The 22,017-nt window shown below is 39.7% G+C and carries 23 protein-coding genes and 2 other annotated features; of the genes, 22 read left to right on the top strand and 1 reads right to left on the bottom strand.

All coding sequences use genetic code 11. The features are described from left to right. Positions 1 to 19 precede the first annotated feature (19 nt). The 22 genes from IE339_RS20420 (at position 20) to IE339_RS20315 (ending at position 21,517) form a co-directional block, all read left to right on the top strand. Complete coding sequence (locus tag IE339_RS20420; RefSeq protein WP_242170685.1) at positions 20 to 496, top strand: hotdog family protein; 477 nt, start codon at positions 20 to 22, stop codon at positions 494 to 496. A gap of 144 nt (positions 497 to 640) precedes the next feature. Further along, a complete protein-coding gene (locus tag IE339_RS20415) occupies positions 641 to 1,357 on the top strand; it encodes a response regulator transcription factor (protein ID WP_053400862.1) in 717 nt (238 codons plus the stop codon). Continuing rightward, on the top strand, positions 1,350 to 3,122 hold the full coding sequence (pnpS, locus tag IE339_RS20410; protein WP_242170683.1) for a two-component system histidine kinase PnpS: 1,773 nt from the start codon (positions 1,350 to 1,352) through the stop codon (positions 3,120 to 3,122). The genes IE339_RS20415 and pnpS overlap by 8 nt, the downstream gene beginning before the upstream one ends. A gap of 305 nt (positions 3,123 to 3,427) precedes the next feature. Next, the gene (hflK, locus tag IE339_RS20405) at positions 3,428 to 4,432 is read left to right on the top strand and encodes an FtsH protease activity modulator HflK (RefSeq protein ID WP_242170681.1); all 1,005 of its coding nucleotides are present in this window, start codon (positions 3,428 to 3,430) and stop codon (positions 4,430 to 4,432) included. After that, on the top strand, positions 4,425 to 5,357 hold the full coding sequence (gene hflC / locus IE339_RS20400) for a protease modulator HflC (protein WP_242170679.1): 933 nt from the start codon (positions 4,425 to 4,427) through the stop codon (positions 5,355 to 5,357). Before hflK ends, hflC begins: the two co-directional genes overlap by 8 nt. Before the next feature lie 142 nt (positions 5,358 to 5,499). Then, a complete protein-coding gene (gene polA / locus IE339_RS20395; RefSeq protein ID WP_242170677.1) occupies positions 5,500 to 8,130 on the top strand; it encodes a DNA polymerase I in 2,631 nt (876 codons plus the stop codon). A 77-nt stretch (positions 8,131 to 8,207) separates the two neighbouring features. Continuing rightward, positions 8,208 to 9,038 (top strand): DNA-formamidopyrimidine glycosylase, encoded by an 831-nt coding sequence (gene mutM / locus IE339_RS20390; RefSeq protein ID WP_242170675.1) that lies wholly within the window; start codon positions 8,208 to 8,210, stop codon positions 9,036 to 9,038. Positions 9,039 to 9,105: 67 nt separating this feature from the next. After that, positions 9,106 to 9,744, top strand: coding sequence for a sporulation membrane protein YtaF (gene ytaF / locus IE339_RS20385; RefSeq protein ID WP_242170673.1), 639 nt, complete (start codon positions 9,106 to 9,108; stop codon positions 9,742 to 9,744). 33 nt (positions 9,745 to 9,777) lie between these two features. Then, entirely contained in the window at positions 9,778 to 10,023 is a 246-nt protein-coding gene (locus IE339_RS20380) for a hypothetical protein (protein ID WP_242170671.1), read from the top strand. Next, positions 10,002 to 10,598, top strand: coding sequence for a dephospho-CoA kinase (gene coaE / locus IE339_RS20375; protein ID WP_242170669.1), 597 nt, complete (start codon positions 10,002 to 10,004; stop codon positions 10,596 to 10,598). Before IE339_RS20380 ends, coaE begins: the two co-directional genes overlap by 22 nt. 187 nt (positions 10,599 to 10,785) lie before the next feature. Further along, the gene (locus IE339_RS20370; RefSeq protein WP_242170668.1) at positions 10,786 to 11,817 is read left to right on the top strand and encodes a glyceraldehyde-3-phosphate dehydrogenase; all 1,032 of its coding nucleotides are present in this window, start codon (positions 10,786 to 10,788) and stop codon (positions 11,815 to 11,817) included. A 393-nt stretch (positions 11,818 to 12,210) separates the two neighbouring features. Next, positions 12,211 to 12,591 carry an adenosylmethionine decarboxylase gene (gene speD, locus IE339_RS20365; RefSeq protein WP_053400871.1) on the top strand — a complete coding sequence of 127 codons (381 nt, stop codon included), beginning with the start codon at positions 12,211 to 12,213 and terminating at the stop codon, positions 12,589 to 12,591. A 91-nt stretch (positions 12,592 to 12,682) separates the two neighbouring features. Beyond that, on the top strand, positions 12,683 to 13,096 hold the full coding sequence (locus IE339_RS20360) for a cytosolic protein (RefSeq protein WP_242170667.1): 414 nt from the start codon (positions 12,683 to 12,685) through the stop codon (positions 13,094 to 13,096). 146 nt (positions 13,097 to 13,242) lie between these two features. Next, positions 13,243 to 13,704, top strand: coding sequence for a transcriptional regulator NrdR (nrdR, locus tag IE339_RS20355; RefSeq protein WP_242170666.1), 462 nt, complete (start codon positions 13,243 to 13,245; stop codon positions 13,702 to 13,704). A 78-nt stretch (positions 13,705 to 13,782) separates the two neighbouring features. Continuing rightward, complete coding sequence (locus tag IE339_RS20350; protein ID WP_242170665.1) at positions 13,783 to 15,201, top strand: replication initiation and membrane attachment family protein; 1,419 nt, start codon at positions 13,783 to 13,785, stop codon at positions 15,199 to 15,201. A gap of 20 nt (positions 15,202 to 15,221) precedes the next feature. After that, on the top strand, positions 15,222 to 16,151 hold the full coding sequence (dnaI, locus tag IE339_RS20345) for a primosomal protein DnaI (protein WP_242170664.1): 930 nt from the start codon (positions 15,222 to 15,224) through the stop codon (positions 16,149 to 16,151). Positions 16,152 to 16,265: 114 nt separating this feature from the next. Beyond that, the gene (gene ytxC / locus IE339_RS20340; RefSeq protein WP_242176259.1) at positions 16,266 to 17,135 is read left to right on the top strand and encodes a sporulation protein YtxC; all 870 of its coding nucleotides are present in this window, start codon (positions 16,266 to 16,268) and stop codon (positions 17,133 to 17,135) included. 50 nt (positions 17,136 to 17,185) lie between these two features. Further along, positions 17,186 to 17,420 (top strand) — a binding site (T-box leader). Positions 17,421 to 17,462: 42 nt separating this feature from the next. Further along, positions 17,463 to 19,394 carry a threonine--tRNA ligase gene (thrS, locus tag IE339_RS20335; protein ID WP_242170663.1) on the top strand — a complete coding sequence of 644 codons (1,932 nt, stop codon included), beginning with the start codon at positions 17,463 to 17,465 and terminating at the stop codon, positions 19,392 to 19,394. Between the two features lie 457 nt (positions 19,395 to 19,851). Next, positions 19,852 to 19,981, top strand: a sequence feature (ribosomal protein L20 leader region). A 28-nt stretch (positions 19,982 to 20,009) separates the two neighbouring features. Further along, on the top strand, positions 20,010 to 20,570 hold the full coding sequence (gene infC, locus IE339_RS20330) for a translation initiation factor IF-3 (protein ID WP_083446488.1): 561 nt from the start codon (positions 20,010 to 20,012) through the stop codon (positions 20,568 to 20,570). Between the two features lie 21 nt (positions 20,571 to 20,591). Next, complete coding sequence (gene rpmI / locus IE339_RS20325; protein WP_242170662.1) at positions 20,592 to 20,792, top strand: 50S ribosomal protein L35; 201 nt, start codon at positions 20,592 to 20,594, stop codon at positions 20,790 to 20,792. Positions 20,793 to 20,832: 40 nt separating this feature from the next. After that, positions 20,833 to 21,192, top strand: coding sequence for a 50S ribosomal protein L20 (gene rplT / locus IE339_RS20320; RefSeq protein ID WP_242170660.1), 360 nt, complete (start codon positions 20,833 to 20,835; stop codon positions 21,190 to 21,192). 55 nt (positions 21,193 to 21,247) lie between these two features. After that, on the top strand, positions 21,248 to 21,517 hold the full coding sequence (locus tag IE339_RS20315) for a DUF1294 domain-containing protein (protein ID WP_277933923.1): 270 nt from the start codon (positions 21,248 to 21,250) through the stop codon (positions 21,515 to 21,517). 59 nt (positions 21,518 to 21,576) lie between these two features. On the opposite strand, the gene IE339_RS20310 is transcribed toward IE339_RS20315, so the two are convergent. Further along, on the bottom strand, positions 21,577 to 21,966 hold the full coding sequence (locus IE339_RS20310) for a sigma-w pathway protein ysdB (RefSeq protein WP_242170657.1): 390 nt from the start codon (positions 21,964 to 21,966) through the stop codon (positions 21,577 to 21,579). Between the last annotated feature and the right edge of the window lie 51 nt (positions 21,967 to 22,017).

Below are 22,017 nucleotides of genomic sequence, written 5' to 3'. Positions count from 1 at the left end.
AAGAAAGGGGTTTTTAAAAATGATACTAGGGAAAAAACGAAAGCTTGGAAGAACAATTGCCGAATTATCCAAGGGAGAAAAGCTATCCTTAACAGAGCGTATTGAAGATCGAGAATTATTACTATATCTAGGTTTGACAAATGACGCGAATCCTCTTTATATCCAGCATGATTATGCTTCTCAGACACCTTTAAAAAAGCCGGTCGTGCCAGCCATTATGCTTACTGGAACAATGATGTCCGCTATATCAAAATATATCCCTGGACCCGGATCTCATATCTTACATCATACCGTTACGTTTCATAAGCAAGTGTATCACTATGAGCTTATTGAATACTTGTTCGAAATAAAAGATATTGATCACACAAATCACACCATCACTGTACTAGCAAAAGCAGTAAACGAAGAAAAAGATCTTGTCATTGATGCGGAATTTATCGTTTGTCCACCGTATTCGATTCACGACATTGATGAGCAAACGCTTGAAAATTTCTAGGTAAAACGGCCGTCTTCATATATTTCTCTTTGTGAACTGCTAAAAATCATTGTATGATAAAGATAAAAGTATAAAAAAATAAAAAATAGATATATTTTTGGATGATTAACAGGGGTTCTAATACAGAGGTCTTTGGAGGAATATATGAGCAAGAAGCTATTAGTAGTAGACGATGAACAATCAATCTCAACATTGCTGCAATACAATTTACAACAATCAGGTTTTGATGTAGTGACGGCAATGGATGGTGAAGAGGGATATCAGAAAGCTTTAGATGAAAATCCAGATTTAATCGTTCTTGATTTAATGCTGCCCAAAATGGACGGTATTGAAGTATGCAAAAAGCTTCGTCAGCAAAAAGTGATGGTGCCAATCTTAATGCTAACAGCAAAAGATGATGAATTTGATAAGGTATTAGGGCTTGAGCTTGGGGCAGATGACTATATGACAAAGCCATTTAGCCCACGAGAAGTAGTGGCACGTGTGAAAGCCATTTTACGTCGCACACAGTACAGCGCAAATGATTCTTCAGACATGAATGAAGGAGACAAAATTGTGATTGGCGGATTAAAGGTCCTTCCAGAGCATTATGAAGCTTATTTTGAAGGTGAACAACTAGAGCTGACGCCAAAGGAATTTGAGCTGCTGCTGTATTTAACAAAAAACAAGGGACGTGTTCTTACTCGCGATCAGCTGTTGAGCGCAGTATGGAACTATGACTTTGCTGGGGATACGCGCATAGTCGATGTTCATATTAGCCATCTCCGTGAAAAAATTGAACATAATACGAGAAAGCCAGTTTATATAAAAACAATCCGAGGAATGGGTTACAAGCTGGAAGAGCCTAAGTCGGATGAATAAATTCCGTTCGCGACTGTTGTTTGCACTATTAATTTTAATCATCATTGTTTTAATTGGCCTTGGCCTGTTACTTGGTCAACTATTCAAAAGCTTTTATTTGCAAACATTTCATGAGCGAATGGAAAAAGAAGCTCACCTTGTGGAAATCTTTGTTCAGGAGGAAGGGATCACCAACCCTTACTTACAGGATAAGATGGAAAGCGTTAGTTCTACGCTTAGTGCAAGAACGACAATCGTTAGTACAGATGGATCGGTGCTAGTTGATTCGAATCGAATAGAAGATTCTTCAACTCTTGAGGATAGCAAAGTATTAAAAAAAGTGCTAAAAGAACAGCTGACGAAAAAGAAGCCGTTTCATAAGATGAACGAGGAATATAATCTCTATTATTATGGTGCGCCTTTAATCATAAAAGATAAGCTTGTCGGCTTTGTGGTGCTTAGTACGTCCGTTGATTCCCTTAACGAGGTAAATCAACAAATTTGGGGACTGCTTGTCGGTAGTCTTGGTGTGGCGATGATCGTCATTTTACTTCTTGGTGTACGAATCATGTCGCAGTATACGAAGCCAATTGAGTCTGCTACGAATGTGGCAATGGAACTGGCTAAGGGTAATTACAAGGCTCGTACATATGAAGATAATATTGATGAGACGGGCATGCTGAGCCAAGCGATCAATATGCTCGCACGCAACCTTCAAGATATGGTCAGCAACCAAGAAATGCAACAAGACCGCTTGCGCACGCTCATTGAAAATATGGGAAGTGGCATGATCTTAATTGATAGCCGGGGCTATATTAATCTTATTAACCGAGCTTTTAAGGAACAGTTTCAAATTGACCCATCAGAATATTTACATCAGCTCTATTACAATTGTTTTCAGCATCGAGAGCTTGTTTCTCTTGTTGAAGAAATATTCATGACGGAAATTAAAGTTCGAAAGCAGCTACTGCTTCCAATTAAAATCGAACGAAAGCACTTTGACGTTTACGGTGCACCCATTATTGGCTTTAACGATGAATGGAAGGGAATCGTGCTCGTCTTCCATGACATTACGGAATTAAAAAAACTCGAGCAGATGCGCAAAGATTTTGTCGCGAATGTATCGCACGAATTGAAAACGCCCATTACGTCTATTACAGGTTTCAGCGAAACGTTACTAGAGGGAGCAATGGAAGATCCTCAGCTGACGGAACAATTTCTAGGCATTATTTTAAAAGAAAGTCAGCGCATGCAAAACTTGATTCAAGATTTATTGGATCTTTCCAAAGTGGAGCAGCATGGGTATGTTATTCACACAACGCCAGTGAACATTAAGCAGATGCTAGAAGAGATGGTGATGATTTTGTCGCCGCGAGCACAAGAAAAAGGCATTGCCCTGCACTTACATAAAACGTCTTCAGAAGGAATTCTTGATGGAGACAGTGCGCGATTAAAACAAATTTTTATTAATTTAATTAGTAATGCGATTAACTACACGTTGACGGATGGAAGAGTAGATATTGCGATTAAAGAAAAACGCCATCATGTTCAAGTGCAGATAAAGGACACAGGAATAGGCATTGAAGAAGAGGAAATTCCACGTATTTTTGAGCGGTTTTACCGTGTAGACAAGGCAAGAAGTCGCAACTCAGGTGGAACCGGTCTAGGATTAGCGATTGTAAAGCACCTTGTAGAGGCTCATCACGGAACAATTGACGTAGAGAGTGAGATTGAAAAGGGTACAACCTTTACCGTGACGTTACCGAAGTCATTTCAATCCACTTGAGGAATTGTTTACATGAATTTTACAATTTGTTTAAGCTTCGTTAATAAAAGATTGATACACTTTTAAGTGGAAACCCCTTCATCCAAGGAGCCAATTTGGATAGACGAAAACAGTTCATCTGTTTTCGTCTTTTTTTTATATGAAGGTACTCGGCACGCCATCACTGTAGCGAGCTTCTTTTTTGTAAATACGTTCATACAAATAATGTTATTGAAGGTTTTAACATACTTATATGTAATAAAAATGAAACCTTTTTGGCTTTGATCCGTAAAACAATTAGAAGCAAAAACGAAAGGTGGGGGCCTATGTTACAGATAAAAACCATAACTAAATTTATATGGGGCGGAGTTGCCCTAGTGATTTTAGGGATTATCGGATTCTCTTCATGGTATACAGTGGACGAATCAGAGCAAGCGGTAATTGCGACGTTCGGTTCTGTTGATGAGGGAGTCGTAGATCCAGGACTACACTTTAAAATGCCGTGGCCAATTCAACAAGTACAAAAGCTATCGAAGGAAACCTTCAGTTTGCAGTTCGGCTACAAAGAAGGTGACGGACAGGTAGAGGAATATCCAAAAGATACAAAGATGGTAACAGGAGACGAAAACATTGTATTAGCGGACTTGGTTGTTCAATGGAAAATTACCGAGCCTGAAAAATACTTATATAATTCAGAAGATCCGAAGCAGATTTTATACAATGCGACAAGTGCTTCACTTCGAAGTATTGTAGGGAGTTCAAAGATTGACGATGCGTTAACTTCAGGAAAAGCAAAGATTGAGACAGATGTACGTGGCCTTTTAACAGAGTTAATGAAGAAATATAACGTCGGAATTTCAGTCGTGAACGTTAAGCTACAAGATGTAGAATTGCCAAATAAAGAAGTACGAAAAGCCTTTACGAATGTAACAGACGCAAGAGAAACGATGAATACAAAAATCAACGAAGCGAATAAATATCGAAACAAGCGTACGAAAGAAGCAGAAGGAGAACGCGATGCCTTGATTTCTGCTGCAAAAGGGGATGAAGTATCACGTATTGAAACGGCAAAAGGGGATGTAGCCGTATTTAACTCGATTTATGAGGAATATAAAAAATCACCTGATATTACGAAAAAACGTCTCATTCTGGAGACAATCGAAAAAGTATTTCCGAAAGCAGATATTTACATTATGAAAGATGATGGAAATACGATGAAGTATCTACCGATTGCGCCGATTGATAAAACAGCAAAAAGTGATGCAACACCAAAAGTAGATCAGAATCAGACCGATGAAGGCAAAGCGGAAGGAAGTGATGGCAATGAGTAATTCAAACGTAATCGATGTGGAAAGCAGACGTGGGAATAAGCTTACTCCACAGCTCATAAAAAAGGGGATTATCTTTGTCATTGTCATTGCCTTTCTTCTCTTTTTATTGAGCAATATCTTTATTGTAAAAGAAAATGAATACAAGGTTGTACGACAGTTTGGGGAAGTAGTGAAAATTGTTTCTAAACCAGGATTACATGTTAAAATTCCGTTTGTTCAGTCCATCACGTCTATTCCAAAATATCAAATGACCTATGACATTAAAGAAGCAGAGATTAATACGAAAGATAAGAAGCGGATGCTTGTAGACAATTACGCCATCTGGCGCGTGGATGATCCGAAAAAATTGATTTCTAATGCACGATCTGTTGTTAACGCGGAAACAAAAATGGGTGAATTTATTTTCTCCGTCGTTCGCTCTGAATTGGGTAAGCTCGAATACGACGAAATCATTGACGATGAGAAATCGAGCCGAGGAAGTCTGAACGATCAAATCACAGAGCAAGTTAACAATCTATTAGCTGATGATGATTATGGAGTCACGGTAACAGACGTGCGTATTAAACGTACGGACCTTCCACAGGAAAATGAACAGTCTGTGTATCGTCGTATGATTTCTGAGCGCGAAACGAAGGCACAGGAGTATTTATCGATGGGAGATGCGAGTAAAAACCGAATCACTGCAGAGACGGATAAAGAGGTAAAAGAAATGCTCGCAAAAGCTCAGGCGCAGGCAGAAGGAATTCGAGGGAACGGAGAACAAAAAGCCGCCCAAATTTATAACCAGTCTTATGCAAAAGACGTAAAGTTTTATGATCTATACCGTACGCTTCAATCGTATGTAAAAACGATTGACGATAAAAGCGTAATTGTATTGCCATCTGATTCGCCGTACGCACGTATATTAATGGGCTATGGTGAATAAAAACTAATTTTTAGCAACTAATAAAGGTAAAAGAGAGCTTCCAATATCCATTGGAGGCTCCTTTTTTCTTTCTCTTCCCGATTCTGTTAAAATAGAGAGTAGACGATTACTTGAACAAATGAAACTAAGTGGAGGACCTTCTATGTCAAAAAAACTAATTTTAATTGATGGGAATAGTATTGCCTATCGTGCATTCTTCGCACTGCCTTTGCTTAACAACGACAAGGGAATACATACAAATGCGGTTTATGGCTTCACAATGATGCTTATGCGAATTATTGAAGAGGAAAAGCCTACGCATATGCTAGTCGCTTTTGATGCTGGGAAAACGACGTTCCGCCATAAAACCTTTACAGAATACAAAGGTGGAAGACAAAAAACGCCACCTGAGCTTTCAGAGCAATTTCCATTTATTCGTGAACTGCTAGATGCTTATCAAGTGAAGCGCTATGAGATCGAAAACTACGAAGCGGATGATATTATCGGTACGCTGTCGCTTCAAGCAGAAAAAGACGGCTTTGAGGTAAAGGTCATCTCGGGCGATAAAGATTTACTGCAGCTTGTTTCCGACCGTGTGACGGTTGATATTACGCGAAAAGGAATTACAGAAGTCGATTCATACAACCCGGCTGCAATTGATGAAAAGTACGGAATTACACCGGATCAAATTATTGACATGAAGGGGCTGATGGGTGATAGCTCTGATAACATTCCAGGAGTTCCAGGCGTCGGCGAGAAAACGGCTCTGAAGCTGTTAAAAGAGCACGAAACGGTTGAAAAATTATTAACGGCTATTGACCAAGTGAGCGGGAAAAAATTAAAAGAAAAGCTAGAAGAATTTAAAGATCAAGCATTAATGAGTAAGGAGCTTGCGACTATTTTCCGCGAAGTGCCAATGGAAATGGCGGTAACAGATCTTGCTTATGAAGGATACGATGTTGATCGTTTGACAGCGTTATTTAAAGAGCTTGGCTTTAATACACTGCTTGAAAAACTAGGCTATGAGGGAGACACAGTAAGTGAAGAGCTTGAGAATCTTGAGGTTACGACTGTAGAAGAAGTAACAGAGGATATGCTCGTTTCACCTTCAGCGCTCATCGTGGAGTTGTTTGATGAAAATTACCATCATTCAGATATTATTGGCTTCGGTCTTGTCAATGAAAGCGGCGAATACTTTATTCCGGCGTCTGTCGGTTTACAATCGGACGTATTCATTCAGTGGTTGGAAGATCAAGAAGCAGAGAAAATTGTGTTTGATGCTAAGCGTTCAGTCGTTGCATTGAAATGGAAAAACATTGATATAAAGGGTATCAATTTTGATATTCTAATGGCCTCCTATTTGCTAAACCCTGCTGATTCGAACGAAGACCTATCTACCGTTGCAAGAACAAAAGGATATTCCCAAGTTCAAACCGATGAAGCCGTGTATGGAAAAGGTGCCAAACGCAAAGTACCAGAAGAAACGGAGCTTGCAGAGCACATTGTGCGAAAGGCTGTAGCCGTTTATCATCTCAAGGATGTTTTTTATGAAGGATTAAAAGAAAACGAGCAGCTCGATTTACTAACTGAATTGGAACTGCCCCTTTCTCTTGTATTAGCTGATATGGAGGCTCAAGGTGTCAGAGTTGATCGTAATAAGCTCAATGACATGGGCGTGGACATCAAAAAGCGACTAGAAGAAATTGAGCAGCGTATTTACGAGCTAGCTGGAACAGAGTTTAACATTAATTCACCAAAGCAATTAGGTGTGGTCTTATTTGAACAGCTACAGCTACCGGTTGTGAAAAAGACGAAGACAGGTTACTCAACGTCAGCTGATGTACTTGAGCAGCTACAGGGCGCTCACGAAATTATTCCATACATCTTGGATTACCGTCAGCTAGGAAAGCTTCAATCTACTTACATTGAAGGCCTAAAGAAAGTTATTTATGAAGAAACGGACAAAGTTCATACAAGATTCAACCAAACGCTGACACAAACAGGGCGCTTAAGCTCAACAGATCCAAATCTTCAAAACATCCCGATTCGATTAGAAGAAGGACGAAAAATCAGACAAGCGTTCGTGCCGTCTGAACCAGATTGGATCATTTTTGCAGCGGACTATTCGCAAATTGAGCTACGTGTTCTTGCTCACATTGCGCAAGATAAAGAATTAATTGATGCATTTCAACATGATTTAGATATTCATACAAAAACCGCGATGGATGTCTTCCACGTTGAAAAGGAAGACGTCACGTCAAATATGAGAAGACAAGCAAAAGCCGTAAACTTTGGAATTGTGTATGGAATTAGTGATTATGGGCTTTCTCAAAACTTAGGCATTACAAGAAAAGAAGCGGGTAAATTCATTGATCGCTACTTAGAGAGCTTCACAGGCGTTAAAGAGTACATGGAGGATATCGTTCATGATGCCAAAAGTAAGGGCTATGTGACGACGCTATTAAATCGCCGTCGTTATCTCCCAGAGATCACAAGCCGTAATTTCAACTTACGAAGCTTTGCGGAACGCACAGCGATGAATACACCGATTCAAGGAACGGCTGCAGATATTATTAAAAAAGCGATGATCGCAATGAGCGAGCGCTTAGAAAAAGAAGGAATGAAAGCTCGTCTCTTGCTTCAAGTGCACGATGAATTGATCTTTGAAGCACCACGAGAAGAGATTGAAAAGCTACAAGAAATCGTTCCAGACGTAATGGAGAACGCATTAAAGCTAGATGTACCACTAAAAGTAGACTATGCATACGGACCAACGTGGTTTGATGCGAAGTAATGATACTAAACAAATAGAAGCAGCAATCTTTTTTAGATTGCTGCTTTACTGACAGCTTAGAAAAGGAAGGGATCAAGATGCCTGAATTACCTGAAGTTGAAACGGTAAGACGCACGTTAATTGAATTAGTGAAAGGGAAAACGATCAAAACAGTAACGGTTTTATGGCCAAACATTATAAAAAAACCTGCCGAAATCGAGCAGTTTGCTGATGCATTAATCGGTGAAACGATCCAAGACGTAGGGAGAAGAGGAAAGTTTTTAAAAATCTTTCTGGACCATTACGTAATTGTTTCTCACCTGCGTATGGAAGGTCGGTATGCTTTAGCAAAGAAAGAAGAGCCTTACGACAAGCATACTCACGTCATGTTTGAATTCACAGATGGTACTGAGCTACGCTACCGTGACGTTCGAAAATTTGGGACGATGCATTTATTTACAAAGGGGCAGGAAGAAACAGAAGCACCCCTTGCGACTCTAGGACCTGAGCCTTTTGACGAAGCGTTTACTCCGACACTCTTAAAAGAGCGTCTTAAGAAAACGAATCGTAAAGTAAAAGCTGCTCTGCTTGATCAGACCATTGTGGTTGGATTAGGAAACATCTATGTAGATGAAGCATTATTTCGGGCATCTATTCATCCAGAGAAAATTTCCAATCAATTGACTGATGATGAAATAACAAAGCTTCACGAAGAAATCATTAAAACGCTTGGAGAAGCAATTGAATCCGGAGGCAGTACCATTCGTTCATATGTGAACACACAAGGAAAAGTAGGACAGTTTCAGCTTCAGCTGTACGTGTACGGCAAAAAAGGTGAAGCGTGTCGCAATTGCGGAACCGCTATTGAAAAGACGGTTGTAGCAGGACGTGGAACTCACATTTGTCCGAAATGTCAGCAACTTTCATAGGCAACTATAACAAAGGATAGGCTTCTTTCATATACTATCTCTGATACGATATGGAAGGAGCTTTATCATGACCGTTTTATTCTCACTACTTTTATTAGCTTTTGCCGTCAGCCTTGATAATTTTAGCGTTGGATTGACGTATGGCTTAAGAAAATTACGGATTCCATTAAAATCAATTATCATTATCTCCTGCTGTTCGGCGCTATCATTAGTTGTCTCCATGCTATTAGGGAATTTACTAGCTACATTTGTATCACCCGCGTTCACGGAAAAGCTCGGAGGATTTATTTTATTAATTCTCGGGGCATGGGTTTTGTATCAATTTTTTCATCCCTCTGATTCACAGGCGGAAAATAAAGAAGAAGAAAAGGTTCTATTAAAACTTGAAATTAAAACGCTCGGTGTGGTCATTAACATCTTAAAAAAGCCGACTGTCGCCGACTTCGATCAATCTGGTTCCATTAACGGAATTGAAGCGATCATGCTAGGTGTGGCCCTTTCCTTAGACGCATTTGGAGCAGGAATAGGTGCGGCCTTACTCGGGTACTCCCCACTGTACTTATCCATTATTGTTGGACTCATGAGCTTCTGTTTTTTAGGTCTAGGTATTCATTTTGGTAAAGCCTTCTCACACTTAAAATGGATGAAATCCTTCTCATTCCTCCCTGGGGTGTTGCTCATTATCCTTGGGATTTTACGTCTATAAGTTCGTAAATGCACGTGTAGAAAATCAACCGCAATGAAGGAAGAGGTCTCCAAAACATTTCGATTCAATGAAAAGAGGTCTGAAGAGGAAGATAGCGAAGACTCCTGCGTGATGAGAGGGACAGATGAGACCCCGCAGGAAGCGAAGCAACGAGGAGGCGGCTCAGCGCTCGCTTTGTGGAAAGCGAAGCAGTCTGAAACGAAAGACCGAACTATTCAAAAACACAATCCCACTCTCATTCAAAAAGGAGAAGAAATATGGCTCTTGTTATCGGTTTAACTGGCGGAATTGCTAGTGGAAAAAGCACTGTATCTAATATGTTAAAAGAAATGAACATACCTGTAATCGACGCAGACGTCATCGCTAGAGAAGTCGTAGAGCCAGGAGAAAAAGCTTACGAGCAAATCGTTGAAGCGTTCGGCGAAGAAATTCTCGCTGCTGACAAAACGCTTAATCGAGTCAAGCTAGGCTCCATGATCTTTGCTGATGAACAAAAAAGAACGACTCTAAACGGAATCGTTCATCCAGCGGTTCGCCAATCAATGCTATCACAAAAGGAAACGCTCATTGAAGCGAATGAACCGATCATTGTCTTAGATATCCCGCTTTTATTTGAAAGCAACTTGACTCATTTAGTAGATAAAGTGCTCCTAGTCTATGTTGATGAATCCGTCCAACTGGAGCGATTGATAAAACGCAACGATTTATCAGAACAAGAAGCAACGAACCGAATCGCTTCCCAAATGAAGCTGATTGAAAAAGTACCGCTTGCGGATGCGGTGATTAATAATAACGGAAGTGTTGAAGAAACGAAGCAACAGTTGCTTAGCGTATTAGCATTTTTAGATAAATAAACGTAAAAAGAAGGAGAACGCTCTCCTTCTTTTTTTTGTTGTCTTAATTGTGACTAGGCGCTTTTATCAAAATGAAATTTTGAAGATAAAATGGTGTATTTTAATTAGTGCAAAAAACTCCAAATGTGTTATACTAATAACAGGGTATATGTTAAAAAGTATAACATTAAGGGGAGTGGTGAACATCATGAAGATGCGAGTCGCAATTAGTGGTTTTGGGAGAATTGGTCGTATGGTGTTTAGAAATCTTATTAAAGAAGAAAATATTGAGCTAGTGGCAATCAACGCTAGTTATCCAGCTGAAACACTTGCTCATTTAATAAAATATGATTCTATCCATGGTAAATTTGACGGGGATGTAAGAGCGAACGATGACGCACTTTTAGTAGACGGAAAAGTCATTCAATTGTTAAGCTGCCGCGAGCCTGAATTATTACCGTGGAATGATTTGAACGTAGATATCGTGATCGAAGCGACAGGGAAATTTAATTCAAAAGAAAAAGCGTCCCTTCATTTACATGCAGGAGCTAAAAAAGTGATTCTGACTGCTCCTGGAAAAGAAGCGGATGCAACGATTGTAATGGGCGTAAACGAAGACACGTTGGATGTAGAACAGCATCACGTTATTTCAAATGCTTCTTGCACGACTAATTGCTTAGCACCTGTTGTAAAAGTATTAGATGAGCATTTTGGAATCGAAAATGGATTAATGACAACAATCCACTCCTTTACGAACGACCAAAAGAATTTAGACAACCCACACAAAGACCTGCGTCGTGCCCGTGCTTGTGGAGAATCCATTATCCCAACAACCACTGGTGCTGCGAAGGCTTTAAGCTTGGTTCTTCCGCATCTTAAAGGGAAATTACACGGTTTAGCGCTTCGCGTGCCAACACCAAACGTGTCATTAGTTGATTTGGTTGTCGACTTGCAAACTGATGTGACAGTAGAAGAAGTGAACAATGCATTTAGTCGGGCAGCAAGCGGCCATTTAAAAGGAATTTTAGATTGTACAACTGAGCCATTAGTCTCCATCGATTTTAATACGAATCCAAATTCAGCTATTATTGATGGATTATCGACTATGATGATGGGATCAAGAAAGTTAAAAGTACTCGCTTGGTACGACAACGAATGGGGATATTCAAAACGAGTGGTTGATTTAGTAAAATATACGGCACTCCAAATGATGAAACCCTCAGAAGTAAAAGTAGGATAAAATGAAACTAAATTACAGGTTGATTGGTAGGTTTTTGTAAGCCTTACCAATCAACCTGTTTTATTTTTGATGTTTTCCGGTGGAGAGGTAGGGTAAAAAAATTATAGACACATAATAATACATGAATAATGTTCCGTAGGTAACCGTAAAAAAAGAAGAAACGAACAGCCCTTTCAAATGGTCGTTTGTACCAAAAAATAAAAAAACATGTATTGCAAAATGATTTTAAACAAAGTATACTATGTTTCGTGAACTTCTTATATACCTACGGTAATGTGCTACTTAAAGGGTTAGGACCTCTTTGGACTAACTTTCCCCCGTGGTAGATGTCATTCCATATGGGAAAGGATTTCATCTGATCCATTACAATTTCTTAAAGGGGGAAACATTTAAATGGAAACTATGGGACGTCATGTAATCTCAGAATTATGGGGTTGCGATTTCGACAAGCTAAACGATATTGAATTCATTGAAAAAACATTTGTAGATGCTGCTTTAAAATCAGGAGCAGAAGTTCGTGAGGTAGCATTCCATAAATTTGCACCACAGGGTGTGAGTGGAGTGGTTATTATTTCTGAATCTCACTTAACTATTCATAGCTTCCCTGAACATGGATATGCGAGTATTGATGTATACACATGCGGGCATTTAGATCCAAATGTTGCGGCTAATCACATTGCTGAAAGCTTAGGAGCTGAAACACGTGAAACAGTTGAATTACCACGTGGTATGGGCCCTGTACAAGTGAAGCCAGCGCAAGTAAAAGCGCTATAATGAACAATTGTAAATGAATGAGCAAGAGGTGTATATTATACACCTCTTTTTTGTTATGATAGAAGAAAGGGTAAAAGAAGGAGCGGTAAGCATGGGGGTTCTAGATAATATTAAAAGCGTTTTCTCAACTCAGTGTGAAACAGGTGATCATCATCCAGACGAGAGTTTGAGAAGTCATTACTATAAGACAACTGCCCCAAATGGGTTTAAAGCAGTCAAAGAGTTAATGGAGAAATTAGAAGGCTTTGAAATTGTAGCGGCATACGAGGATCGCGGCGAAATTAGTGTGAATATTAAAAAAGGTCGTAAAGCGTTTATGGTGATCACCATTATTTCATTACGCCCATTTGAGACAGCAATTGATTTTTCCGTCACAACTGATACGAAAATTTTGCCAATGGATTTCGGGTATAGTAAGGCTATGATTAAAAGCATGTATGAACAATTGAACAAGAAGTTAGTATTTGTCCGTGCAGGAGCTACGAGAGTGGGAGCAGGTAATTAAAAATTTTATGCTCCTTTACTTGTGTTAGAAGAGCATCTTTTATAAGATGATAGATATGCAAAAGTTTTCATGCAAACAATGCATTTTGATTTTAAAAAATGGAATATAAAATTATACAAAAATGTTGCCATAATGGAGCTGAGACCATGAAATGTCCGTCATGTTATCATAATGGAACTAGAGTCTTAGACTCTAGACCAATTGAAGAAGGACGTTCCATTCGCAGAAGACGAGAATGTGAGGAGTGCCAATACCGTTTTACAACGTTTGAGCGAGTAGAGGAAATTCCTTTAGTTGTTGTTAAAAAAGATGGAGCGAGAGAAGAATTTAGCAAAGAAAAGATTTTGCGCGGTCTTATTAAGGCGTGTGAAAAGAGACCTGTCCCGTTAAAGCAATTAGAAGACACGGTCATCGACATTGATAAAGAACTTCGCAGCCAAGGTGTATCTGAAATTCAATCAGATACAGTAGGCGAAATGGTGATGGAACGCCTAGCGAAAATTGATGAAGTATCGTATGTAAGATTCGCCTCCGTTTATCGCCAGTTTAAAGACATTAATGTATTTATTGATGAACTGAGAGAATTAATCAAAAAAGAACGTATGTAAAAGAGCTCAGAACTAAGTCTTCGGCTCTTTTTTTATCTCTTAACGGAGGTAGTACCTTATAAGGTAGGGAAGTAAGTCATGAATCAACAACATTGGAAAGAAATGATACCAGTTGATCGTTACGTAGTAAGGGCAAGTGGCATCATTCATGAATATGATCGCAACGTCTTAACAACGCTTTATCAACCGTTAATTGGTTCGCTTTGCTTTAGCTTATACATGACTTTATGGAGTGAGCTTGAGAAAGATCGATTATGGGGACAAGAGTCGACGCATCATCATTTAATGGTGCTGATGCAACTAAATTTAAGACAGATCCATCAAGAACGTTTGAAGCTAGAAGGAATTGGGCTACTGCGGACGTATGTAAAAGAAGAAAATGAGAGTCGAATCTTCATTTATGAGTTACAGCCTCCTCTTTCACCTTACCGTTTTTTCAACGATGGGGTATTAAACGTCTATTTGTATAACCGCGTAGGGAAAAACTTGTTTCATAAAATAAAGAGGTCTTTTTCTGATGAAGTACGCCCTCAAGGGGAATTTAGCGATGTGACTCGTTCATTTAATGAAGTGTTTCAGTCTCTACATGAGCATGAGTTATCACCTAATTTTGATCAAACCAATCAGGACTTGTTGGCCGATGATGGCTTAGAATATGTCGACCACACGACATCAAAGGCTCCGACTGTTCAAGATGACGTATTTAACTTCGACCTGTTTTACGCTGGTTTAACAGACACGATGATTCCAAAGCGAGCAATCACAACGAAAGTAAAAGAAGCGATTAAGAAACTTGCTTTTTTGTACGGAATCGATGCGCTTCAAATGAAAAATATTGTGATTGGGGCCTTAAATGAAAACGATCAGGTGGATATTGAACAGCTTCGGAAATCGGCGCGGGACTATTATCAGTTTTCAAATGGTGATACGCTACCGAGTCTAGGAGACACGATTCAGCCACCGGCACTGCGCACGATGGAAGAGAAAGAGCCAACAACACAGGAAGAACAGCTCATAAAACAGCTAGAGACTACGTCTCCAAGACAGCTGTTGGTAGATTTTTCAGGTGGAGCAGAGCCGGCAAAAACAGAGCTTCAGATGATTGAAGACGTCATGTTTAAACAAAAGTTGCCTGCGGGTGTAGTGAACGTCTTAATTTATTACGTCATGCTGCGAACAGATATGAAATTATCCAAAGCCTACATGGAAAAAATCGCAAGTCATTGGGCGAGAAAAAACTTGAAAACGGTTCGTGAAGCGATGGAGCTTGCAAAGCAAGAGCATAAGCAATATCAAAATTGGCCGGAAGCGAAGCAAGCAAAGTCTACTTCATCACGCCGAGTTGTTCGAAAAGAAATGGTGCCGAAATGGCTGAATGAACAAAAAGAAGAGCAGCCACAGCAAAGCAATGATGAAGCGCCCGCTTCTTCAAGCTTTGAAGAGGAAAAACGCAAGTTAGAAGAAGAGTTAAAGCAGTACCGAAAAGATAAATCATAGGTTGAAAAGAGGTGAGGAAGATGCGTCCGTTAAATGACTCGCTTCGAGAGTTTGCCAATAAAGGGGACTTTCAAAAGCGATTTCAAGAAATGAAGAAAAAAGTAATGGCTGATGCAAGGGTTCAAGCATTTTTACGTGAAAATGAAGATCGAGTAACAGCTGAAATGATTGATCGAAGCTTAATAAAATTATATGAGTATACTACTCAAAGCAAACAATGTGAGCAGTGTCCCTCACTTGGTCAATGCATTAATATGATTGAAGGGTATCATCCGCAGCTTATTATTCAAGGGAAAACCATTGATTTGCAGTATGAGCGCTGCCCTAAAAAAGTACGTGAAGATCAAATGCAAGAGCAGCAGGCTTTTATTCAAAGTCTGTACGTGCCAAAGGATATTTTACGTGCGTCTATGGCGGAGATTGAAGTAGAGCATGGGCGTATTGAGGCGATTAAACTAGCACATCAGTTTCTTCGTGAATATGAGCCGGGAAAACAAGTGAAAGGGTTGTATATTCATGGTCCTTTCGGCGTTGGAAAAACATACTTACTTGGCGCCATTGCAAATGAGCTCGCTGACAAGCAGGTGCGCTCACTAATTGTGTACGTGCCAGAGTTTTTACGTGAATTAAAAGGTTCGTTTCAAGATCAGTCTGTCAATGAAAAGGTAGAGTTCGTTAAAAAAGCGCCTGTTCTCATGCTTGATGATTTAGGAGCTGAATCCGTAACAAGCTGGATGAGGGATGATATTCTAGGAACGATTCTACAATTTCGTATGCTCGAAAACTTACCAACCTTTTTTGCTTCAAATTTAGATTGGAAACAGCTTGAGCATCATTTTACGTATACACAGCGCGGTGAACAAGAAGCGTTGAAGGCGGCAAGGATTATGGAGCGCATTCGGGCGCTTACGACACCAACAGAAGTAACAGGTAAAAACCGCCGTTATTAAAAAATGAGCAAGTTATGTGATTTTATCATCATGACTTGCTCATTTTTTTGCGTATTCCCCCATATATATAACTTGAGCGTGTCCATCAAAAAAGGGGGGGTAGGGTTGATTAAGATGTATTTTCAAAATCAAAGTGATGCTATACAGATTTATGAGTTGCTGCGTTTACAGCAAGAAACCCTTTCGGTACATGAAAATTGCTTCCGATTAGTTGATCATCAACTATTAACTATAGATGCAAAACAAACAAAAGCTGCTCTTTTACGTGAAGTTGTTATACCAGTCTTCATTCGTTATTTGATCTCCTTTAAAGAGCAAGAATTTTTACTGTCGATTATTCAAAGTAAGTTTTTTTACGAAGAGCATGAGGAGCAGATCCAGATTCTTCACATGGTTCAATCTATTTTAGAAGGTGAGCGTACAGATATACCACAAAAGCAATTTTCTAAGAGTCGTGAACGCTTAGTGGAAGAGGCTTTAGAGGAACTATTGACAGAAGAGCGAGATTTTACATTTGAATCGTTTATTCAGTTCCGTCTCCGGGAATACTGTCAACGTCTGCAATATTACGTTGGAGTAGGTATTGATGAATATAAGCTAGAGCAGGAATATCAGGTGTATATTGAACAGCTCCGTCACACGATTCGTCAGCAGACGCACTATATGAGCTGTGTCTATGTTGTTCACGAAGGAAGCGATCGGTTTAAACTCTATGACCACAGTTTGCTAGAACTAAACGACACGCAGCGAGAATTTTTTTCAGCGAATGCATCGACTACTCCAAAGACTTTATACATAGATCAACGTGTTGTGGCTCCTCTTGTTGGAATGGCGCCATCTGCTGTTTATGTGTATACAAATGATCCAACTGAAGGATCTATTCAACTGTTAAGGACCATTTTTCAAGAAAGAGTCGTTCTTTATTCGCTCGCTGACTTTTTCTCTGTGTGTACAAATTATGCACAGGAAGAGGTTGATTTCTAACGATAAACGGCATATAATAATGGAGTAATTTTACTTATAATTCTCATAAGAGATAGGTTAAGACGAGGACAAGAATATAATTTTACGGTTTTGAAGAGAGGGAAGTCATGGCTGCAAACTTCCTAACACGAGAGTTATATTTACCACCTCTAAACTTCAGCAGTGAACGAGTTGAGACTTTAGTAATTGTTGACGGGTTTTTCCGTTAAAAATACTTGAGCTATTCAAGCTTATTTGGTTTGGATAGAAACAAGGGTGGTACCGCGATTACAACTCGTCCCTTTTTGGGGGACGAGTTTTTTTATTTTATAAAAGGAGTGAATAAACATGTCAGAAGTAGTAAAAATGACATTTCCAGATGGTGCAGTAAAGGAATTTCCAAGAGGCACTACAACAGAAGATATTGCCTTTTCAATTAGCCCAGGATTAAAGAAAAAATCAATTGCTGGGAAGCTAAACGGTGAATTAATTGATCTTCGTACACCTATTCAAGAAGATGGAGCAATTGAGATTGTGACACAAGGTACGCCGGAATCATTAGAAGTAATGCGTCATAGTACAGCGCATTTAATGGCTCAAGCAATCAAACGTCTATACAAAGACGTAAAATTAGGAGTAGGTCCTGTTATCGAGAATGGTTTCTACTATGATATCGATATGGAAGAAGCTATTACGCCAGAAGATTTACCTGCGATTGAAAAAGAAATGAAAAAAATCATCAACGAAAACTTGGATATCGTGCGTAAAGAAGTGCCACGAGAAGAAGCAATTCGTCTGTTCAAGGAAATCGGCGATGACTTGAAATTAGAATTAATCGATGCAATCCCAGCAGGAGAAGCAGTTTCAATTTATGAACAAGGTGAATTTTTTGACCTTTGCCGCGGTGTGCATGTCCCGTCTACAGGTAAAATCAAAGAATTTAAGCTATTAAGCGTTGCAGGTGCGTACTGGCGCGGAGATAGCAACAACCAAATGCTACAACGTATTTACGGTACTGCATTCTTCACAAAAGAAGACTTGAACGAACATTTACGTCTTCTTGAAGAAGCAAAAGAGCGTGATCACCGTAAACTCGGAAAAGAGCTAAAACTTTTCACAAACTCTCAAAAAGTGGGACAAGGTCTACCTTTATGGTTACCAAAAGGTGCTACAATTCGTCGCGTTGTTGAACGTTACATCGTGGACAAAGAAGAGCGTCTAGGTTATCAGCACGTATACACACCAGTATTAGGTAGCGTAGAGCTTTATAAAACATCTGGTCACTGGGATCACTACCAAGATGACATGTTCCCAGCAATGGAAATGGACAACGAGCAGCTTGTTCTTCGTCCAATGAACTGTCCTCATCATATGATGGTATACAAAAATGATATTCACAGCTATCGTGAATTACCGATTCGTATTGCTGAGCTTGGAACAATGCACCGTTACGAAATGTCAGGAGCACTTTCAGGACTACAGCGTGTTCGTGGAATGACGCTAAATGATGCGCACATCTTTGTTCGCCCTGATCAAATCAAAGATGAGTTTATTCGTACAGTACGTCTAATTTTAGACGTATACAAAGATTTCGGATTAGACGATTATTCATTCCGCCTGTCTTACCGTGATCCAGCAGATAAAGAGAAATATTTTGATGACGATGCAATGTGGGAAAAAGCACAAAGCATGTTAAAAGACGCAATGGACGAGCTAGGAATCGAGTACTTCGAAGCAGAAGGCGAAGCAGCATTCTACGGTCCGAAGTTAGACGTACAGGTTCGTACAGCGCTTGGAAAAGATGAAACGTTATCAACAGTTCAACTTGACTTCTTATTACCAGAACGCTTCGACTTAACGTATGTTGGAGAAGATGGTAAGCCGCATCGTCCGGTTGTTATTCACCGCGGCGTTGTATCAACAATGGAACGCTTCATTGCTTTCTTAATTGAAGAGTACAAAGGAGCATTCCCAACATGGTTAGCCCCTGTTCAAGCGAAAGTGATTCCAGTATCACCGGGAGTACACTTGGATTACGCGAAGAAAATTCAAGAGCAGCTTCAATTAGAAGGATTCCGCGTTGAGATGGATGAGCGTGAAGAGAAGATCGGGTATAAAATCCGCGAAGCTCAAATGCAAAAAACGCCTTATATGCTTGTAGTAGGGGATAATGAGGTAGCAGAGAACGCAGTGAACGTTCGTAAGTATGGCGAGCAAAAGTCAGAGACAGTGTCATTTGAACAGTTCGTTCAAACACTAAAGTCAGAGGCTAAACGATAATTTAGCATCCACTTAACCAAAAGACCCTAACGGTAGAGCTGTTAGGGTCTTTTGGTTAAGCATAAGGGGATGAGCGCCTCCCTTGCGGGCTGCCCTCATCCCCTTATGTAAAAGAAAGACCTTTGTGGGGGAGTTCTGTGGGGTGGAGGTCGTTTGGACAGGTAGGTTGTGTGCACGTGCGTTGCCGTGCTGTTTTTTGGAATAGCTTTTTTTTGAGTAGGTACAGTGAGGAAGGTCTTTTTTGGATGAGTAGGGAGCTTGCGCGTGACGTTGCCGCGCTGTGTTTTTGTAGGGGGAGAAGGCATTTTAATTTTTTCCATAAAAAATAAAATACGAAAAGGTATTGTCAACTTTTCGTAATTCTGCTACAATTTATTTCGTTGCTGTTATTCGGCATGATTATTGACAAACGTTATGTTACTTGATATAATCTCTTATGGAAACTGAATATATGTTGATGCAAAAGAAGGAGCACCCGCTTCTCACCTGATGGACGCGCTAAGCAGTTAGCAGGTTTTGAGATCGTTTTTTATACTTGAACTTTCAAGATGTGGGTGTGTGGTACATACTCGCATCTTTTTTTATGAAACGATTAAAAAATCCTCGACGTACCAGATGCGAATCATATATTCCTTTATAAAACCTTGGAGGTGGCTACTTATTAGCAAGGACATGATGGTTAACGAAGGTATTCGTGCTCGTGAAGTTCGTCTGATCGATCAGAACGGCGAACAGTTGGGCATTAAATCTAAACAAGAAGCATTAGAAATCGCTTCTCGAGTAAATCTTGATCTTGTAATGGTTGCAGCTAACGCGAAACCACCTGTGTGTCGTATTATGGACTACGGTAAATTCCGTTATGAGCAACAACGTAAAGACAGAGAAGCTCGTAAAAATCAAAAGGTCATTAACTTAAAAGAAGTACGTTTAAGTCCGACAATTGATGAGCATGATTTCAACACAAAACTACGCAATGCAATTAAGTTCCTTGAAAAAGGAGACAAAGTAAAAGCATCGATCCGATTCAAAGGTCGTGCAATTACGCATAAAGAGATTGGTCAACGAGTTCTTGATCGTTTCTCAGCTGCTTGCACAGAAGTAGGAACAATTGAATCAGCTCCTAAAATGGAAGGACGTAGCATGTTCTTAGTTTTAGCACCTAAAAACGAAAAATAATCATACGAGGAGGAACTCCCCATGCCAAAAATGAAAACTCACCGTGGCGCTGCTAAGCGTTTCAAAAGAACTGGAAGTGGAAAACTTAAACGTTCTCACGCTTACACAAGCCATTTATTCGCTAACAAATCTACAAAACAAAAGCGTAAACTACGCAAAGCTTCTCTAGTAAGCACTGGTGACTTCAAACGCATTCGTCACCTATTAACAAACGTAAAATAAGTTCGGATTATTATAGATACAATACAGGAGGGAAACAACTATGCCACGTGTAAAAGGCGGTACAGTGACGCGCAAACGTCGTAAAAGAGTTTTAAAATTAGCTAAAGGTTATTACGGTTCCAAACATACATTATACAAAGTAGCTAACCAACAAGTAATGAAATCATTAATGTATGCTTACCGTGACCGTCGTCAAAAGAAACGTGATTTCCGTAAATTATGGATCACACGTATCAATGCGGCTGCTCGCATGAATGGTCTTTCTTATAGCCGTTTAATGCACGGTTTAAAATTAGCAGGAATCGAAGTTAACCGTAAAATGCTTGCTGACTTAGCAATCGCTGACGAAAAAGCATTCGCAGAATTAGCATCTGCTGCTAAAAAGAACCTAGACAAATAATACGTCAGAGCTCCTTCATATGAAGGAGCTCTTTTGTTTTTATGAGGTGAAAAATGTGGAACTTGTGTGGATCTATTTACTTGTCATTAATCTAGTTGGTTTTTTTGTGATGTGGACGGACAAACGAAGAGCGATTCGCCATGAATGGCGGATTGCAGAGAAAACGATTTGGATTGTGAGCATCGTTTTCGGAGCTTTAGGGACAACGATTGGGATGTTCGCTTGTCGCCATAAAACGAAGCATGTGCAGTTCAAGCTAGGGTTACCTCTATTAGCTATAATTGATTTCATTCTGCTTGTAGAGTGGATGAGTCGTACACAATAAGTGTCATACAGAAAACGAAAAAGCATTCGTAGTTGGTTGAGTGCTTTTTCGTTTTCTTTTTACACCCTGCTCGCAATAAACTCTTTTACAGGGCTCTTCCATTGAATCTTGGCATAGGGATAAACATACTGAACTTCTTGTTCAATTCGCGTAAAGTCCATTCGAGAAAGTCCCTCTAGCTGATGTGATTTTTGAATAGAGATGTGGATGGAGATCACTTCAAATGATTCAGAAGTAGTACCCACGTATTTTTCCCCTTCAAATAGTCTGCCTTGATACGTTAGGAGAAAATTTTTACGTGCATTGCCCTTTTCATCAAGCATGTAAAATTCTTTCTTTTCGTGTGCCGCATCTAATTTTCTTTTTGGGCTGCATAAATAATATACGCCCTTGTACAAAAGATAAAAGAAAGCACCGATAATTAGTAAACGAAAGAGAACGACAAACATTTTCGCCCCTCCTATAAAACATTCTTGTGTAATTTACGGTTTAAATCATAA

The sequence above is a fragment of the Priestia koreensis genome (genome assembly GCF_022646885.1).
GTDB classification, from domain to species: domain Bacteria; phylum Bacillota; class Bacilli; order Bacillales; family Bacillaceae_H; genus Bacillus_AG; species Bacillus_AG koreensis_A.
The sequence above is the reverse complement of the archived record's forward strand: the minus strand, read 5'-3'. Positions and strand labels throughout refer to the sequence as shown.

Excerpts from the sequence above, each read along its gene's own strand:
- IE339_RS20420 (WP_242170685.1), top strand. The coding sequence starts at position 20 with ATGATACTAGGGAAAAAACGAAAGCTTGGAAGAACAATTGCCGAATTA.
- IE339_RS20415 (WP_053400862.1), top strand. The coding sequence starts at position 641 with ATGAGCAAGAAGCTATTAGTAGTAGACGATGAACAATCAATCTCAACA.
- pnpS (WP_242170683.1), top strand. The coding sequence starts at position 1,350 with ATGAATAAATTCCGTTCGCGACTGTTGTTTGCACTATTAATTTTAATC.
- hflK (WP_242170681.1), top strand. The coding sequence starts at position 3,428 with ATGTTACAGATAAAAACCATAACTAAATTTATATGGGGCGGAGTTGCC.
- hflC (WP_242170679.1), top strand. The coding sequence starts at position 4,425 with ATGAGTAATTCAAACGTAATCGATGTGGAAAGCAGACGTGGGAATAAG.
- polA (WP_242170677.1), top strand. The coding sequence starts at position 5,500 with ATGTCAAAAAAACTAATTTTAATTGATGGGAATAGTATTGCCTATCGT.
- mutM (WP_242170675.1), top strand. The coding sequence starts at position 8,208 with ATGCCTGAATTACCTGAAGTTGAAACGGTAAGACGCACGTTAATTGAA.
- ytaF (WP_242170673.1), top strand. The coding sequence starts at position 9,106 with ATGACCGTTTTATTCTCACTACTTTTATTAGCTTTTGCCGTCAGCCTT.
- IE339_RS20380 (WP_242170671.1), top strand. The coding sequence starts at position 9,778 with ATGAAGGAAGAGGTCTCCAAAACATTTCGATTCAATGAAAAGAGGTCT.
- coaE (WP_242170669.1), top strand. The coding sequence starts at position 10,002 with ATGGCTCTTGTTATCGGTTTAACTGGCGGAATTGCTAGTGGAAAAAGC.
- IE339_RS20370 (WP_242170668.1), top strand. The coding sequence starts at position 10,786 with ATGAAGATGCGAGTCGCAATTAGTGGTTTTGGGAGAATTGGTCGTATG.
- speD (WP_053400871.1), top strand. The coding sequence starts at position 12,211 with ATGGAAACTATGGGACGTCATGTAATCTCAGAATTATGGGGTTGCGAT.
- IE339_RS20360 (WP_242170667.1), top strand. The coding sequence starts at position 12,683 with ATGGGGGTTCTAGATAATATTAAAAGCGTTTTCTCAACTCAGTGTGAA.
- nrdR (WP_242170666.1), top strand. The coding sequence starts at position 13,243 with ATGAAATGTCCGTCATGTTATCATAATGGAACTAGAGTCTTAGACTCT.
- IE339_RS20350 (WP_242170665.1), top strand. The coding sequence starts at position 13,783 with ATGAATCAACAACATTGGAAAGAAATGATACCAGTTGATCGTTACGTA.
- dnaI (WP_242170664.1), top strand. The coding sequence starts at position 15,222 with ATGCGTCCGTTAAATGACTCGCTTCGAGAGTTTGCCAATAAAGGGGAC.
- ytxC (WP_242176259.1), top strand. The coding sequence starts at position 16,266 with ATGTATTTTCAAAATCAAAGTGATGCTATACAGATTTATGAGTTGCTG.
- thrS (WP_242170663.1), top strand. The coding sequence starts at position 17,463 with ATGTCAGAAGTAGTAAAAATGACATTTCCAGATGGTGCAGTAAAGGAA.
- infC (WP_083446488.1), top strand. The coding sequence starts at position 20,010 with ATGCGAATCATATATTCCTTTATAAAACCTTGGAGGTGGCTACTTATT.
- rpmI (WP_242170662.1), top strand. The coding sequence starts at position 20,592 with ATGCCAAAAATGAAAACTCACCGTGGCGCTGCTAAGCGTTTCAAAAGA.
- rplT (WP_242170660.1), top strand. The coding sequence starts at position 20,833 with ATGCCACGTGTAAAAGGCGGTACAGTGACGCGCAAACGTCGTAAAAGA.
- IE339_RS20310 (WP_242170657.1), bottom strand. The coding sequence starts at position 21,966 with ATGTTTGTCGTTCTCTTTCGTTTACTAATTATCGGTGCTTTCTTTTAT.